This is a genomic window from Parapedobacter composti (genome assembly GCF_900112315.1).
Classification (GTDB): domain Bacteria; phylum Bacteroidota; class Bacteroidia; order Sphingobacteriales; family Sphingobacteriaceae; genus Parapedobacter; species Parapedobacter composti.
Window position 1 is genome coordinate 15,642 of the sequence record NZ_FOLL01000011.1, and the last position, 16,546, is coordinate 32,187.

Here is a 16,546-nt window from a genome sequence, read left to right on the forward strand (position 1 = left end):
CGTACAGTACGCATGAGCGCAACCCAGGCATTTTCCATTATATGGCTTATCGTATTGTCGATTTGCTGGCGGTCAGCTGATACTCACGCCCAGCCCTTCCAGTTCGCCCATGTAACCGATACGCATGTGGGGGGGGCTACGGGTGCGGAGGATTTGGAGCGAACCGTGGCCGACATCAATGCCAATCCCAACTTGGACTTTGTCATCCTTTCGGGGGATGTTACGGAGTTCGGTTCCGATGAGGAGCTGGCATTAGCCAAGCAGATATTGGATAAACTGCGTATTCCATGGTACGTGATTCCCGGAAACCACGATACCAATTGGTCGGAAAGCGGGGGCAATAGTTTTCGCAAGGTATTTGGCGGCGAGACATTTGCGTTTGTGCATAAGGGCTATCTTTTTGTAGGTACCAACTCGGGCCCGAACATGCGGATGAGTCCGGGGCAGGTGCCCCGCGAAAACCTGGTATGGATGGACTCGCTGTTTACTGCACATCCGGATAAGGATATGCCGCTGATCTACGTGAACCATTATCCGCAGGATTCTTCGTTAAACAACTGGTTTGAGGCGCTCAACCGCGTAAAGCAGCGCAATGTGCAACTATTCTTCTGTGGCCATGGTCACCAGAACAAGGTGTATGATTTTGAAGGTATTCCGAGCATCATGGGAAGGTCCAACCTACGGGCGAAGGACAGTGTGGGCGGATATAATATCGTGACCATTGCCGACAGGCAGGCTACTTACCAAGAGCGTAACCCGGGAGTAGGCACCAAAGAACCCTGGGCGGTTGTACCGTTGCGCAATAACCACTTTGCATCGGAACGGCGGCTGTATCACCGCCCGGATTATTCGGTGAATACTCGCTATGCTACTGTGCGGGAAGTCTGGTCATTTCAAGATGAAAGCGATATCGGAACAGGCTTAGCTGCCTATAAGCAGCTGGTCATCACCGCCAATACGGCGGGGCAGGTATACGCGCTGGATGCGAATACGGGGCGCAAGGCGTGGAGCTTCCAGACAGGTGGTAAGGTGTATTCCACGCCGGCGGTATGGAAGAATTACGTGGTGGTAGGTTCGTCTGACGGACAGATCTATTGCCTTCATGCCAAAACGGGTAAGCTGCATTGGAAATACGAGGCAGAAAAGGCGGTGTTGGGTTCGCCGTTGGTGCATCAAGGGGTGGCCTACATCGGAGCTTCCGATGGAGAGTTCCGGGCATTCGATATCCGGAAAGGGCGATTGATATGGTCTTTTGAAGAAGTGAAGGGATATGTGTCGGGCAAGCCGCTACTGTACCAAAACACGTTGTACTTTGGTTGTTGGGGGAATGGGTTTTATGCGCTCGACCCGGGAAATGGTCGGCTGAAATGGCAATGGTCAAATGGTGCGGCCAACCGGATGTTATCTCCAGCGGCATGCTACCCCGTGGGGGCCAATGGACGGGTGTTCATCGTTGCACCCGACCGATATATGACGGCATTGGATGCCGGCAGCGGCGTCGAGATTTGGCGTAAGAAAATAGATAGTATACGGGTGCGTGAGTCCATGGGCTTGTCTGAGGATGGTAGCCTGGTGTATGTGAAGACCATGGACGGGCAGGTGCTGGGAATATCCACCGAAGCCGACAGTATGGAGGTTGCGTGGACGTCTAAATTACAACTGCCGTATGAGTTGACACCTTCGGCAATGGTGGCGGATAATGGATTGGTTTTTGTGCCCAGCCATTCGGGGCTAGTAAGCGGGCTGGACGCTGAGGGCGGCGATGTGGCATGGCAATACAAGGTTTCCAATGCGATGGTGAATCCCATGCTCCCGTTGAAAGGGCAGCGCATAGTGGCCAGCACGATGGATGGAAAAGTGGTGTGCCTGAAGTATGGGGCGGAAGAGGACGGAGCATGGATCCGTATCAATCAATTGGGCTATATACCCCAAGGGGTTAAGGTGGCCGTATTGGCGAGTAAAGGGATCAGGAGGGCATCACGCTTTGCGCTGGTGTCGGCCGAAACGGGAGAGCGGGTATTCAGCGCGAAGGCGGGCAGGGATTTTGGGGCTTACGGTCCGTTTACCTCGGCTTACCGCTTGGATTTTTCGGCTTATCAGGATACCGGATTGTATTACCTGGAGGTGGATGATGTACGCTCGCCCCGGTTCCGCATTGCGCCGGATGTGTATAAGGGGGCTGCTGATTTTGCTCTGCGCTACATGCGTCAGCAGCGCACATTGTTTAACCCGTTCTTGAAAGATAGCTGCCATACGCATGACGGGTTTACCTTGTATGCGTCGGCAGCGGGGCTGCCCGACAGTACGCGCATTGATGTGGGCGGTGGCTGGCACGATGCGTCGGATTATTTGCAGTATTCCACCACTTCGGCCAACGCAACGTATCATTTGCTGGCGGCATATCGAGATTTTCCGGGCATTTTTGGCGACCGCAAGCAGGCGAATGGGCTGGATGGGGCCAATGGGCTTGCTGATGTGCTGGACGAGGCGAAATGGGGACTGGATTGGTTGCTGAAGATGCACCCTGAACCGCACCTGCTATTTAACCAGATTGCGGACGACCGTGACCACATGGGCATGCGTATGCCGGGCGAGGATGATTTTTATGGCCGGGGTTTTGAACGCCCGGTGTATTTTGTGAGCGGTGAGCCGCAGCAACGGGGGAAGTTCATGAACAACACGACGGGGACAAGTTCCACGGCGGCCAAATTTACCAGTGCTTTTAATCTGGGAAGTGTGCTGCTGGAAGGTGTAGATGCGGCCTATGCTCAACAACTGCGGGAAAAGGCGGCATCGGCTTATGCGTTTGCCAAGCGGAAGCCGGGAGTAACGCAAACAGCTTCGGTAAAATCGCCTTATATCTACGCGGAAGACAACTGGGTGGATGATATGGAACTGGCCGCGGCTACCCAACTGGCCGTTACGGCGGATAGCCGATTTTTGGAGGAAGCGTTGTCGTATGCGCGGCAGGAAAAAGTAACGCCTTGGATGGAAACGGATACGGCTGCTCATTACCAGTGGTACCCGTTCGTAAACCTGGGGCACTATGAACTGGCGAAGCAACTGGAGGGTGAGCAACGCGAGGAACTCTTAGCTTATTACCGCATGGGTATGGAAAAGGTCTGGGATCGGGCAAAACAGAACGCGTTTTATCGGGGCGTGCCATTTATCTGGTGCAGCAATAACCTGACGGTTTCGTTTGCTATCCAGTGCTTTTGGTATCGAGAGCTAACACAGGATAACACGTACGCGCAGTTGGAACAGGCAAATTTCGATTGGTTGTTTGGCTGCAATCCCTGGGGAACGAGCATGGTATACGGGCTGCCGGCATGGGGTGATACGCCGGTGGATCCGCATTCGGCCTTCACCCGACTGGGAAATTTTCCCATAGACGGTGGGCTGGTGGACGGGCCGGTGTATGGCAACATTTTTGCCAGCTTGATTGGCATCCAGTTGACCCGGCCGGATGCGTATGCGCCGTTCCAGTCGGATTTGGCGGTGTATCACGATGATTATGGGGATTACAGCACCAATGAGCCGACGATGGATGGCACTGCCTCGCTGATTTATCTGCTGGCAGCTAAAGAACAGGAGTCTCAGGAGGGGGCTCAGCCAAAAAAGTAGTGCATGATGCCTATGGCGGTATCATCCGGGGTGATACGGCGCAACGAAAAGTTGCATTGGTGTTTACGGCTGATGAATATGGTGAGGGCGCTTCGTTTATATTGGATGCACTGCACGAACGCGGGGTCAAAGGCGGGTTCTTCTTGACGGGGAACTACCTGCGGGACACGGCGAATGGTGTGGCCATCCGACGGATGGTGAACGACGGGCATTATGTAGGGCCGCATTCGGATAGACATTTGCTTTATTGCGACTGGCAGAAGCGCGACAGCTTATTGGTGAGCAAGGCGGACTTTATGACCGATTTGGCGGCCAATTACCGGGAATTAACGAAGTGGGGCGTTAATAAGCCGGATGCCCGTTTTTTTATACCGCCTTATGAATGGTATAACCGCCAGGTGGTAGCGTGGAGCACTGAGCAAGGTGTGCAACTGGTGAATTTTACGCCCGGCTTGCGCACCGCGGCGGATTATACGTACCCCGAAATGGGTGACCGCTACATGGATTCGGCTGCGCTGTATGAACAGGTGTTGGCTTATGAAGCAAGAACGCCCAATGGGTTAAATGGGTTTATCATATTGGTTCACCTGGGAACGGACGTCAGACGGAAGGATAAGTTTTACCATAAATTGCCCGGACTGATAAAGGAATTGACGGGAAAGGGATATGTTTTTGAGCGGATTGATAAATTAATTCAATAATGCTAAACGTTTTTTTCTTTACTTTAACGACAATTTGTTGAGGGGCAACGTTGGGTTTCGGATATAACTAAATTTTAATATAATAACGAGCGTGAGATGACAAACACTACGGAGAGAGAATCGAATTACCAGGATTTGGATAAAATGTCAGTCGGTGAGCTATTAGCCAATATCAATAAGGAAGACCAGACCGTGGCGCACGCCGTGCAGAAAGCTATTCCTCAAATAGAACGTTTTGTTGAAGCCACGGTAGCGTCAATGAAAGCCGGTGGGCGACTGTTTTACGTGGGTGCAGGCACCAGCGGCCGTTTGGGTATTTTGGATGCATCGGAATGCCCGCCGACGTTCGGTGTTCCATATGATTGGATCATCGGCATCATTGCGGGGGGCGATGTGGCCATCCGCAAGGCAGTGGAGTTTGCGGAGGATGATGAAGAACAGGCCTGGGCTGACCTTCAGGAGTTTGGTATCAACAGTAAGGATGTGGTGGTGGGTATTGCGGCTTCCGGCGGCACACCTTATGTAAAAGGAGCGTTGAAGATGGCTAATGCGGCCGGATTGGTAACGGGGTGCATTGTCTGTAATTCCGATACGGTAATTGCCGCCGAAGCGAAATATCCCATAGAGGTTATCGTAGGCCCTGAATTTGTCACGGGTTCTACAAGAATGAAGGCAGGTACTGCCCAGAAGTTGGTGCTGAACATGATAAGCACTTCGGTGATGATCCAACTGGGCCGTGTAAAGGGAAACAAGATGGTGGATATGCAACTAACCAACAATAAGCTGTTCAGCCGGGGTATCCGCATCATCATGGAAGAAACCGGTATTGATGCCCAGTCCGCTTCGGATTTGCTGGAGAAGTATGGCAGCGTGCGCAAAGCGATTGAGCATTCACGGGTGGCAGACCATTAATTCGATTACGGTATGACGCCTGCTGTTCTGCTTCTTTTTCTGGTAGGTTATTTCGGCCTGTTGCTGGGAGTGGCGTATGTCACTTCCAGGAAGTCGGCTGATAACGCTACGTTTTTTGTTGCCAATAGAAATGCCAAATGGTATATGGTGGCTTTCGGCATGATTGGGACGGCCTTATCGGGCGTTACCTTTATTTCCGTGCCGGGAGCAGTGGGGAAAAGTGATTTCGGTTATTTCCAGTTTATTCTGGGCAATGCGGTGGGCTTTATCATCATTGCTTATGTGCTGCTGCCCTTGTACTACCGGATGAACCTTACCTCCATCTATACTTACCTGGAAGAGCGTTTGGGCCATCGCAGCTACAAGACGGGGGCCATGATCTTTCTGGTGTCGCGAACCATCGGTTCGGCCTTCCGGCTCTACCTGGTGGCCATCATTCTCCAGCGGTTTATTTTTGATGCTTGGAATGTGCCATTTGCGGCGACGATTATTTTATGCTTGCTGCTGATCTGGTTATATACGAACAAAGGGGGGCTAAAGACTATTATCGTGACCGATATGCTGCAGACCTTCTTCCTGCTGCTGGCGGTTATTCTTTCCATCTATTTCATGGCAGATAGCCTTGGCTTGGGGCTGGTGCAGACGATAGAAACGGTAAAGGAAAGCAGCTATTCGCAGATTTTCTTCTGGGAGGATGCATTGGGCAACCGGGCGCATTTCTGGAAGCACTTCATCGGTGGGATATTCGTGACCATTGGCATGACGGGCCTGGATCAGGATCTGATGCAGAAGAATCTCAGCATGAAGACCATCGGGGAAGCGCAGACCAATATGCTCACGTTTACAGGGATTTTCGTGGTGATTAACCTGTTTTTCCTGGCCGTGGGCGCCCTGCTGTATATCTATGCCGGGCAAAACGGTATTGATGTGGCGGCCCTGCCCACGCCGGACTACCTGTATCCGGAAATCGCCCTGCACCATTTGGCCATTTTGCCGGGCATTATTTTCATGATGGGGCTCACAGCAGCCACATTTGCCACCACGGATTCCGCGTTGACGGCCTTGACCACTTCGTTTTGTGTGGACTTCCTCAACTTTAATAAAAAGGCTGACCCCAACGATCGGGCATTGGTAAAAACCCGTAACCGGGTGCATTTCGCGTTTTCGTTGATTATGCTGCTGGTCATCCTCGTGTTCTGGGTAATCAACGACGATTCGGTGGTGAATGCCATCTTCACGGCGGCCAGCTATACCTACGGACCATTACTTGGTTTGTTTGCCTTCGGCATCCTGACCAAGCGGCAGGTAACTGACCGGCTGGTCCCATACATTTGTTTGTTATCGCCTTTATTGTGTTACGTGTTGAATACCTATTTCATTACGCCGTATACAAACTATGCTATCGGGTTCGAATTGATTGTTTATAACGGTATACTTACCTGGCTGATGCTGTGGGCAACTTCTTCTCGTCAATTTATCAAAGGCTGACATCAGACGTCCGTGTCCAGGCCATCCCGTTGGTGATGTTGATGCAGTTATTAAAGAACGGCAATAGAAGGTAAAGGTTAATGCAATTTCTTTGTTGTAACGTCTTATGGTTGGTGATATTGCTTGTGGGAGGGCTGTCAAAATGCCTGGCACAGTCCTGTCGTGAAGCGGGGTTGACACAGCGGCAATCACCCAGCAGCGGTTACCGATGTCCGGTACTTCCCGGAGAGCAGGGGTTGCTCGTTGCCGTCCGGTCAGGAGAGAAACCACTGACCAATACAGAGCGGAGTTTAATCCGTTCAGGAGATACCACGCAACTGCTGCGGGTCATCCAGGATACGGTGGCGGATGAAGCGCGGATACTCCGGGCCGTCTCTGATGATATCGACCCTGACGAACCGTTGTTGCCGTTACTGGTTAAGCGCATGTACCTGGCCGTGACCGATACGCTGCATCCGGGGGTAGGCATCGCCGCACCGCAGGTGGGTATAAGCCGGAACGTGATATGGGTAAAGCGTTTTGATAAACCCGGCGAACCGTTCGAACGCTATCTCAATCCCAGAATTACCTGGCGTTCCAAGCTGTTGCGCAAAGGGCAAGAAGGTTGTTTGTCAATTGCCGATACGCTAGGGCAGGTGCTGCGAAACTATACCATTCGCCTTGTCTACCAAGATATGGAAGGGGTAAAACACGAAGAACTGATAGAAGGCTTCACTGCCGTCATTTTCCAGCACGAAATCGATCATCTTAACGGTATTCTCTTTACCGATCGCATAGCCGAACAGGTATCTCAGACTTATCACCAGGTCAATACCGAAGTGCCGCTGTACCTTGAACAGCGATTGCGCAGGCAATAAGTAATATTTGTACCTAAACCGCGCAGTGTTTGTGCGTTTTAAAGTCTACTAAATCAGTATACATTTGTGCTGTTGCGCTTTTGCGTAATCAAGTGTATAATAAATTAGTTAAGAACATGTACTACAGTAGACTTTACACCTCAGGGACTTGGTCCCAATTTAACAGTGTTTCTCCTTCCGAATCCGGTTATCACTACATGTGCATGCGCATGTGTGGCTGAAGTCTCGACTTCGCGCCTATCCTTTTCCCGATAGTTATTTTTTTAGGTATAAGCCCATGGGGTTCCGTATTGCCTACAATAGGGCATTATAACCCCTTGGTGATGGATTAACAAATACAACAATGATTAAAATACGACATAAGCGATTTGAGACAAGCAGGGTGGTTAGCTTACTTTGGTTCGCACTGCCGCTACTACTCCATGCGCAAGAGACCACTCCATTAATTAACTCTACACTGGAAGGCATCGTTGTGGATGCGGTAACGAAAGAACCGCTTGCTGAGGCGACGATACAGATAGCGGGTGTGACCCATAGCACTAAGACAAACAATAGCGGAGAATTTCAATTTGTAACCGGTCAGAAATTTCCTTATACGCTTATTGTTACGTATATCGGTTACAAGAAGAAAGAAGTAGTCGCCCATGGAAGTCCGATCACGATAGTGTTGGATCCTAATGACGGTGCGATCGATGAGGTGGAAGTAGTCGGCTACACGAAGATGAAAAGAACTTCGTTGACAAGTGCGATACAGGTGGTAAAGGGAGAAGACCTATCACAAGCGCCTTATACGAGCGTCATAGAGAAGCTCCAAGGCCAGGTGCCGGGTTTGCTCATCACGAACGATTCGGGGACACCGGGAACGTCGGTATTGGTGCGATTGAGAGGTACCAACTCAGTAAACAGCGGGAATGAGCCTCTTTATGTCGTGGATGACGTGATTATCAACAGTGATAATCTTCAAGGGTTGAACTTAGGTGGGCAATTGGTCAATCCGCTTTCGGATATCAGTGCTACCGACATTGAATCCATCACGGTGTTGAAGGATGCCAATGCGACGGCCATTTATGGTTCCCGCGGTGCCAATGGCGTTATCCTGATCAAGACTAACCGGGGAAGTAGCCAACGGCCCCGGGTAAATTTCGGTGTACAGACCGGAACGTCGAAAACCCGGAATCTATGGGAGTTGGTGACTGGAGAAGAACATGCCAATATTGTGAATGAGGCGTTCATCAATAACGGTGGACTTTATGAAAACCGTCCATTCCGACCGGTGGAAGAGCATACAGCTGCTTTCCCGGCATGGGGCCTTCCTGAGGAGCAGCAAACGTATGACCGGCTGGGTGCGATTTGGAGAACCGCCGTTTTACAGCGCTACAACCTGTCGGTCTCCGGGGGAGGTGCGAATTCCAATTTCTATGTAGGCGGGGAATATTTGGACCAGCCGTCTACGGTCAAGGCACAGGACTTTTCCCGTTATAGCTTCCGTGTAAACCTCGACCACAAAGTCAGCAATCGGTTGAAGGTGGGAACGAGTAATAACATCTCGACGACACCGCGGAAGCTGATCCGTGTGGGCGATGGCGGAACCGGGCTTTTCCAGGCGGCGTTGCACACACCGACCTTTTTCCCGATATACGACGAAAACGGACTGTATACCACACACTTCACGTTTGACAATGTATATGCCCTGTTGGAAAACACCGACACGAAATCCAATAGCATCAGAAGCGTCAACAACGTCTATGCCGAGCTGAAAATCCTGCCGTCGTTGACGTTCAAGTCAAGCTGGAGCAGCGACTACAACATTTATAAAGAAAGCAACTATTTCAGTACGAAGATGCGATCGGGGCAACCTGCCGGCAGTGCCACGCAGATCAATACCGAGCGGATAACCTTGTCGGCAGATCAATTGCTGAACTATAACGTTTCAACAACGACAAGTGACATCGCGGTTTTCGTAGGGAACAGCTACCAATTTACCGATAAGGCAGGACAGACGGTGACCGGAAGCCAATTCCCCAGTGACCAGCATCGCCAGATTGCTTCGGCAGGGGTAAGGAGTGGAACGACCACCGCGTCGTCCAATAGCCTGCTTTCCTTCTTCGGCGGTGTCAATTTCTCTTACAAAGACCGGTACGTCATTGACGGAACATTCCGGTCGGACGGTTCGTCCCGTATCGGGAAGGACCACCGATGGGGACATTTTCCCGCAGCCGGAATTAACTGGCGGGTGAGCAACGAGCCGTTTTTCCCCCAATCGGACAACTTCAACGAATTGCGGTTGAAGGCGAGCTGGGGGCTGACCGGAAATGCAGCCGTGGATGATTTCCAATCGCTTGGCCTGTGGAGCGGCGGCAGCAACTATGGCGACAACCCCGGCATCGTGCCGTCACAGATGGCCAATGCCGACCTGAAATGGGAGACAACGCGGCAATGGAATCTGGGGATTTCCGGTGTGCTGTTAAAGCAGCGGTTGGATGTTGAAATCAATTACTACGACAAATATACCAAGGATCTGCTGTTGTCCAGCTTTCCGGTACAGGATATCACCGGTTTTTCAAGCATTACCTATAATGCGGGCGAGATCAGCAACAAAGGCATCGAGTTTATCGCAAATTCCGACAATTTAACCAGCAAAACCTTTACCTGGCGCACGACATTCACCATTTCGAGGAATACCAATAAAGTGGAAAAGCTGTTGCAGCCGATCACCGGCGGATACCGGCAGTTCCGTTTGGAAGAAGGACATCCGATTTCGTCGATCTGGGTGCATAAGCAGTTGGGGGTAGACCCTCAGACCGGCAATGTCATCTATGAGGATGTGGATGGCGACGGACAGATCACACAAGCAGACCGCCAATTATTGGGCAGCGTATGGCCCGATTTTGAAGGCGGCTTACGAAACTCGCTTACCTACAAAGGTTTTGATTTGAACATAAATATTACCTATCGTTGGGGTAATCGGCTCTATAATTATACCCGCTATTTTCTTGAATCCGGAGGGGTAAGAGGAACGGAACGGGCAATTCAAAAAAGCCAGCTGAACTATTGGAAAAAGCCTGGGGATACCAATGTGCTGCCCAGGTTGTCTTCTACCACCAACCCAGACGGCAGCAGGAACTACGAGCCGGCCAGTGCCAACAGCTACAGCAGCCGCTTCCTGGAAGATGCGTCGTTCATTCGCCTGAAGGATATCACGCTGGGTTATTCCTTGCCTTCCAGATTGGTCAGATCGATCGGATTTGCCCATGCAAAGGCGACGGTTACCGCAGCCAACCTCATTACGATAACCCAATATTCAGGACCTGATCCGGAGGCCAATTCGCAGACGAACAGCTACCTCGTACAAGGCATGGATTTCAATACCGTGCCGCAACCGATCAGCTTCCTGTTTGGACTAAACGTTACACTTTAATAAACACATACGATGAAACATCAGTTGAACATCTATATATTGCTATTGACATGGTTATTTGCGGTTTCGTGTGAAGGGATTCTGGATTTGGAACCGCAAACCTCCGTTTCCGACGAAGGTGTCATTTCGGATAAAAAGACCTCGTTGGCTGCATTATTCGGGATATACGATAATCTTCAGAGCAGCTACACGTCTACGCTCACGGCATTCAACCTCGCCGGGGATAATGTATACAGTTATGCCAACCCGACAATCATCGTTCCCGACAGGAACGCGGAAGACAATGGCGGAGCACCGTTTTCGTCACTCTACGTGACGGTCAACCGGGCAAACTTCATCATCAAGCGCGTGCCGGATGTGGTGGATAATCAATTGACCGATACCGAGCGTAACCAGATTATCGGCGAAGCCTATTTCCTGCGTGCATTGGCTTATTTCGATCTGGCTCGTTTTTACGGCGGGGTGCAATTGGTGACCGAGCCGACCGAACGCATCGACACCCATAAAGGGGTACGCAGGAGCACGCTGGAGGAAACCTATGCACAGGTGCTTGCGGATTTGAACAAGGCCGAAGAACTCATCACGAATGAAACTGACCGGAGCAGGGCAACGAAGTTTGCCGTGTACGGGCTCAAGGCGCGGTTGTTTCTTTACACGGAGAAGTGGCAGGAGGCGGAGGAATATGCATCCAAGAGCATCACGAACAGCGGTTTTGCATTGGTCAAACCTTTCAGTTCGTTTTATACGGGCCGCCTTTCGCAAGAGTCCCTTTTTGAGGTCATTCATACCACGGTAGACGCCTCTACGTATTGGCGGAGTTGGTTGTCGAAGGACGATGGGGGCAATCAAACATATGTTCCCGAGGCATCGTTGATAACGGCTTTGTCAGATCCCGCGCAAGGCGGCTCGCGCAAAGACATCCTGAAGGAATCCATTCAGGAACCCGGCCTTTACACGGTACAGCTCTATGGAAAGAAAGATGGCACGAGTTCATTATTCGTGCTGCGCATTGCCGAGCAGTATTTGATCCGTGCGGAGGCGAGGGCCAGAAAGACCACTCCCGACCTGGAAGGGGCTGCAAGCGATATCCGCGCCGTTCAAACGAGGGCTGATGTAACGCCGCTGTTCACCGTGACGCCATCAACCACAAATGAAGAAGTGCTGCTGGCCATCGAAAATGAACGTCGGCTGGAGCTGGCCTTCGAAGGCCATCGCTTCAGTGATCTGATCCGGACGGGCAGGGCAGCTGATGTGCTGGGAAGCCATAATCCCTTGTTGAAGGAACCCTATCAGTGGGTATTCCCCATACCGGCGTCGTCGGTTGAAAAAGACCCTGCTTTGGAACAGAATCCAGGATATTGATAACACTAAACAATAAACGATGGAATTTTTACGTAAAACCGGATTAGCTGCCCTATCGATCTTTACCGTAACGGCAGCATTGGCTCAATCGCCCATTAAAGTGAAGGACGGGGAAACCCGGCACGGACCCCAAAACGGCTCGCTATTGATTATTGGTGGAAATGTGGGTGATACGCCTTCGATATGGAGCAAATTCGTGGAGCTGGCGGGAGGCAAGGACAACGCCAATGTGGTGGTGGTCACAGCGGCAGCCGGCGACTCAGCGGCATGGAGCCCGCGGCATATCGAGCAAATCAAGGAAATCACCGGGATACAACGCATTCAACTGCTGCATACCACATCTATCCAGGAAGCCAATACCGAACAGTTTGTCGCCCCGCTGAAAGAGGCGACGGGCGTTTACTTCATCGGTGGAAGGCAGTGGCGCATTGCCGATTATTGCCTCAATACCCTGGCGCATCAGGCGTTTCTGGAGGTGCTTGAACGTGGCGGTGTGTTGGCAGGGAGCTCGGCGGGAGCCAGTATCCAGGGGTCGTTTCTTTGGCGCGGCGATACAAGCGGGCCGCACATCCTCATCGGCGACCATACGCAGGGCTTGGGATTCCTGAAAAACTCGGTTATCGACCAGCACCTGTTGAAAAGGAACCGCCAGTTTGACTTGGTCGATGTAGTCAAAAATACGCCGACACTGATCGGCATCGGATTGGATGAGGCCACTGCTGTCCTCGTTCAACGGGATACCCTGGAGGTCGTCGGCAACTCGTACGTAGCGATTTATGACTACAACACCATTACAGGCAAGGCAGCTGACAAGGCTGCCGGCGGCCGGGAAAACCACCTTGTTTCCAACGGTCCCTTCTTTTTCCTTGGTCACGGCCAGAAATACGACCTGAAAAACCGGTCCGTCATTCAGGAACCACGGCGGAGAAGCCGTGAAGAGCCCGTTTCCGAACAAGAATAAGTTGATAAACAAAAACCCAAAAAATAACCTTAACAGTATGAATCATGGCAATTTCGTTAAACAGTGACCCTGCAGTTTCCTGGAAAGCCTACGAAAAACACATTTTCCGCTTTGCCTTTGTTTATTTTATCCTCCAAGCCGTGCCACTGGATTGGAAATATTATAAACACTTATTTTCGGTCAATTGGCTGAATCCAACTTTCGCCGACCTTTTCAATATCAGCCGGTATACCCCGCAGTTTTTCCGGCAGGCCACTTCCGCTGATTTTTGGGGACTCAATACCCTGGCGGACTGGCTGATCGTCGCCCTTATTGCGGTGATTGCCGCTTTGGTGTGGTATTTCCTCGAAAACCGGAAGCGGATTCAGCCGAACTATCCGGATTTGTATTACCTGCTTCGGGTGATATTGCGCTACCGCCTCGCCCTAGGCGTAATTGCCTACGGGCTCATCAAATTCTTCCCGCTGCAATCGCCCTACCCATCGCTGAGCAATTTCAACACCGACTATGGCGATCTTTCCGCGTGGAAGATTTTTTCGCTGTCCCTGGGTGTTGCGCCCACGTTTGAAGCCGTGCTGGGCGGCCTTGAGATTTTTGCCGGGCTATTGCTGCTGTACCGGGGGACCACAGCCATCGGCGCGTTTATCGTCATTATCTTTCACGGTAACGTGTTCTTGTCGAACTTGGCGTATGAAGGAGGCGAGGCCATCTATAGCCTGTATTTGCTCCACATTGCCGCATTCCTCTTCCTGCATGATGCCGGCCGGATAATCAACCTGTTTTCATTAAACAAGCCTACACAGCCCGATGGCTATAAACCCATTTACACCCATGCCTGGCAGCGTAAGCTGAAAATCGGCCTGAAGTCTGCATTTGTTTTCATCTTCGTTTTTGTCTTCGGATATAAGACTTACGCGGCTTCCAAGGCGAGACCTTATCATTATCCTGTGACACCAGGGTTGTCCGGTGCCCAGGGACTTTACGACGTCAGCGAATTCAGCCGGAATGGACAGCTGCACCCGTATTCCAAAAGAGACACCCTGCGGTGGCAGGATGTGGTGTTTGAAGAATGGGCTACCCTGAGTATCCGGACCGCGGCGAAAGTCGAGCCTTGGCTTGGCGGTATCGAGACCATTCACCGCAACGACAAGGACCGGTTATACGAGCTGGCCGGTACGACCAGCAGGCATTACTATCACTACCACGTCGATAGCGCTTCGAATACCCTTCACCTTGAAAACAAGAATCCGAACTACCTGGATGACCGGTTTCAGCTTCACTATGAACGGCCGGATTCCACTACCATCCAATTGTCGGGAGTGGATTCCCATGGCGATTCGCTGCGTGTCGTACTGCACCGCCTGGACAAAAAGTACCTGTATGAAGAAGCCAAAAAAGGCGGTCGTAGGGGTGGATTGATCTTATAATGGTTACCAATAAATCTTAATAGCATGTCAACAGAAAAATCAATTCAGCCGCAAGCGCCAAAGCCATGGACGCTTATCCAGAAAATCGCTTTCCGGATTGGGTTTATCTATGTGATTTTATTGGTATTCCCAACGGGCATTTTTTCCATCCCTCCCAATTTCAGCTGGTTTCAGCAGTGGTTCAATTACGACTGGACCAACCTGCACTACCGCGATTTATACAGTATAGCACGTTATCAGCCGTCGTTTCCGTCGGTGAGCCAATGGCTGGGGATTCCGCGTTTGGAAGGGCACGGCATCTGGGTTACGCTTTTGGTGATTTCTACGGTCGGTGGGCTTATCTGGAGCCTGATCGACCGTAAACGAAAGGAATACAATACGCTTTATTATTGGTCGTTGGTCATTGCCCGTTTCAGGGCAGGGATCGGCATCATTGGTTTCGGTTTTACCAAGGTATTGCCTGTACAGATGCCCTATCCATCAGAGGGGTTGCTCAACACCGATTTCGGGGATTTTACCGGACAGAAAATCTATTGGCTGTCCATCGGCATCGTGCCGTGGTATCAGGTGTTCACCGGATTGGTGGAGCTGACCGCCGGGACATTGTTGTTCTTCAGGCAAACCACGGTTTACGGCGCTGCACTGCTATTCGGGGCGTTGGGCAGCATCACCATCGTCAACCACGTGTATGATGGCGGCGTGCAGACCTATGCCTTTTACTTTGTACTGCTGGGCCTGTATATTTTCGGGTATTACGTCCCCCGCATCTATCGGTTTTTTATTCTCCAACAGTATACCGTGCCTGTAGATTATTGGCCGGTGTTTACCAAGAAATGGCAAAGGGCCGTTAGATTCGGATTAAAGGCATTCGTCATCGTGCTTTTCATCGGTGTGTTTTTTTTCCTCCAATTGAACAACTTTTGGTACGACCCGTATAAGCAGCCGTCCACTCCGGGTGTCAAGCCGTTAAGGGGATACTACGACGTGACGACTTTCAGGATCAACGGTGAGGAAATCCCTTATTCACCGCTGGACACGGTGAGGTGGCAGGAAGCCACTTTTGAAAAGTGGAGTACATTGACCTTTAAGGTGAATAAACCGACACGTTTGGATCTATCCAATGGGGGCGGTAGCCCGATACGTGACATTGACCGTACATTTGAAATCGCCGGCACCGGTGGCGGGCGTCGCGTATTCCATTATTATGCGGATACAGCTGAACATCGCCTGTACCTGCAAGACAAGATACGTTCGGGAGGCGGTTTTTTCGGAGGAGCGGATGCGGATGACGAGGGCCAACAGGCAGTGGGCGCCGCAGGAAGGAGTCAGCAGGGCCGCCGCCCGGGAGGTGACGGGCGCAATCTGAACCGGAATACACCCCCGGAAGGTACAGCGCGACGCGGCGGGGATACGCTCCACCGGAATGATTCGGTGCCCGATCCGCTGGGCGACGACTGGATCAGTGAGGAGGCTTGGGCACGCATCGGTGACGAAAATACGTTTATAGATCCACGCGGTGCTACAGCCAGAAGATCGCGTGAATTTGCACGCTCACCACGACCGTCCAACCGGAATAAAATGATCCTGAACTATGAAACAACCGATGGCAATCGGGTGATCCTTATTGGAATCAATGAGAACAGGGATTCGATCTACGTGGTATTGGACCGGGTAAAGCGTGATTACCTATTGTCCAGGAGCACACTGGACGCGGGTAAGTACGATTAGTGATTTCGACATACGCATAATTTATGGTGCTACATGCATAAATTGTGCGTATTAACGTCTATAAATTA

At 51.3% G+C, this 16,546-nt stretch carries 10 protein-coding genes; all 10 read left to right on the forward strand.

The features are described 5' to 3' along the window. Positions 1 to 12 precede the first annotated feature (12 nt). Positions 13 to 3,624, forward strand: a complete 3,612-nt coding sequence (locus BM030_RS20205) for a glycoside hydrolase family 9 protein (protein ID WP_170845719.1) — start codon at positions 13 to 15, stop codon at positions 3,622 to 3,624. Further along, positions 3,624 to 4,325 carry a polysaccharide deacetylase family protein gene (locus tag BM030_RS19865; RefSeq protein WP_170845720.1) on the forward strand — a complete coding sequence of 234 codons (702 nt, stop codon included), beginning with the start codon at positions 3,624 to 3,626 and terminating at the stop codon, positions 4,323 to 4,325. Before BM030_RS20205 ends, BM030_RS19865 begins: the two co-directional genes overlap by 1 nt. Positions 4,326 to 4,421: 96 nt before the next feature. Then, a complete protein-coding gene (gene murQ, locus BM030_RS12050) occupies positions 4,422 to 5,237 on the forward strand; it encodes an N-acetylmuramic acid 6-phosphate etherase (protein ID WP_090973856.1) in 816 nt (271 codons plus the stop codon). A 12-nt stretch (positions 5,238 to 5,249) separates the two neighbouring features. Next, on the forward strand, positions 5,250 to 6,725 hold the full coding sequence (locus BM030_RS12055) for a sodium:solute symporter (RefSeq protein ID WP_090973857.1): 1,476 nt from the start codon (positions 5,250 to 5,252) through the stop codon (positions 6,723 to 6,725). 113 nt (positions 6,726 to 6,838) lie between these two features. Beyond that, positions 6,839 to 7,582: a peptide deformylase gene (locus BM030_RS12060; protein ID WP_244518910.1), complete on the forward strand. Its 744-nt coding sequence runs from the start codon at positions 6,839 to 6,841 to the stop codon at positions 7,580 to 7,582. Positions 7,583 to 7,925: 343 nt separating this feature from the next. Then, positions 7,926 to 11,000 (forward strand): SusC/RagA family TonB-linked outer membrane protein, encoded by a 3,075-nt coding sequence (locus BM030_RS12065; protein ID WP_090973859.1) that lies wholly within the window; start codon positions 7,926 to 7,928, stop codon positions 10,998 to 11,000. 12 nt (positions 11,001 to 11,012) lie between these two features. Then, on the forward strand, positions 11,013 to 12,362 hold the full coding sequence (locus tag BM030_RS12070; RefSeq protein ID WP_090973860.1) for a RagB/SusD family nutrient uptake outer membrane protein: 1,350 nt from the start codon (positions 11,013 to 11,015) through the stop codon (positions 12,360 to 12,362). A gap of 19 nt (positions 12,363 to 12,381) precedes the next feature. Continuing rightward, positions 12,382 to 13,323 (forward strand): cyanophycinase, encoded by a 942-nt coding sequence (locus tag BM030_RS12075; RefSeq protein ID WP_090973861.1) that lies wholly within the window; start codon positions 12,382 to 12,384, stop codon positions 13,321 to 13,323. A gap of 44 nt (positions 13,324 to 13,367) precedes the next feature. Further along, positions 13,368 to 14,750: a hypothetical protein gene (locus BM030_RS12080; RefSeq protein ID WP_090973862.1), complete on the forward strand. Its 1,383-nt coding sequence runs from the start codon at positions 13,368 to 13,370 to the stop codon at positions 14,748 to 14,750. Positions 14,751 to 14,774: 24 nt separating this feature from the next. Then, a complete protein-coding gene (locus BM030_RS12085; RefSeq protein WP_090973863.1) occupies positions 14,775 to 16,478 on the forward strand; it encodes a hypothetical protein in 1,704 nt (567 codons plus the stop codon). The last annotated feature ends 68 nt before the right edge of the window (positions 16,479 to 16,546 follow it).

What these genes read in the sequence shown, in the direction of transcription:
- BM030_RS20205 (WP_170845719.1), top strand. Translation starts at nt 13, where the DNA reads ATGAGCGCAACCCAGGCATTTTCCATTATATGGCTTATCGTATTGTCG.
- murQ (WP_090973856.1), top strand. Translation starts at nt 4,422, where the DNA reads ATGACAAACACTACGGAGAGAGAATCGAATTACCAGGATTTGGATAAA.
- BM030_RS12055 (WP_090973857.1), top strand. Translation starts at nt 5,250, where the DNA reads ATGACGCCTGCTGTTCTGCTTCTTTTTCTGGTAGGTTATTTCGGCCTG.
- BM030_RS12065 (WP_090973859.1), top strand. Translation starts at nt 7,926, where the DNA reads ATGATTAAAATACGACATAAGCGATTTGAGACAAGCAGGGTGGTTAGC.
- BM030_RS12070 (WP_090973860.1), top strand. Translation starts at nt 11,013, where the DNA reads ATGAAACATCAGTTGAACATCTATATATTGCTATTGACATGGTTATTT.
- BM030_RS12075 (WP_090973861.1), top strand. Translation starts at nt 12,382, where the DNA reads ATGGAATTTTTACGTAAAACCGGATTAGCTGCCCTATCGATCTTTACC.
- BM030_RS12080 (WP_090973862.1), top strand. Translation starts at nt 13,368, where the DNA reads ATGGCAATTTCGTTAAACAGTGACCCTGCAGTTTCCTGGAAAGCCTAC.
- BM030_RS12085 (WP_090973863.1), top strand. Translation starts at nt 14,775, where the DNA reads ATGTCAACAGAAAAATCAATTCAGCCGCAAGCGCCAAAGCCATGGACG.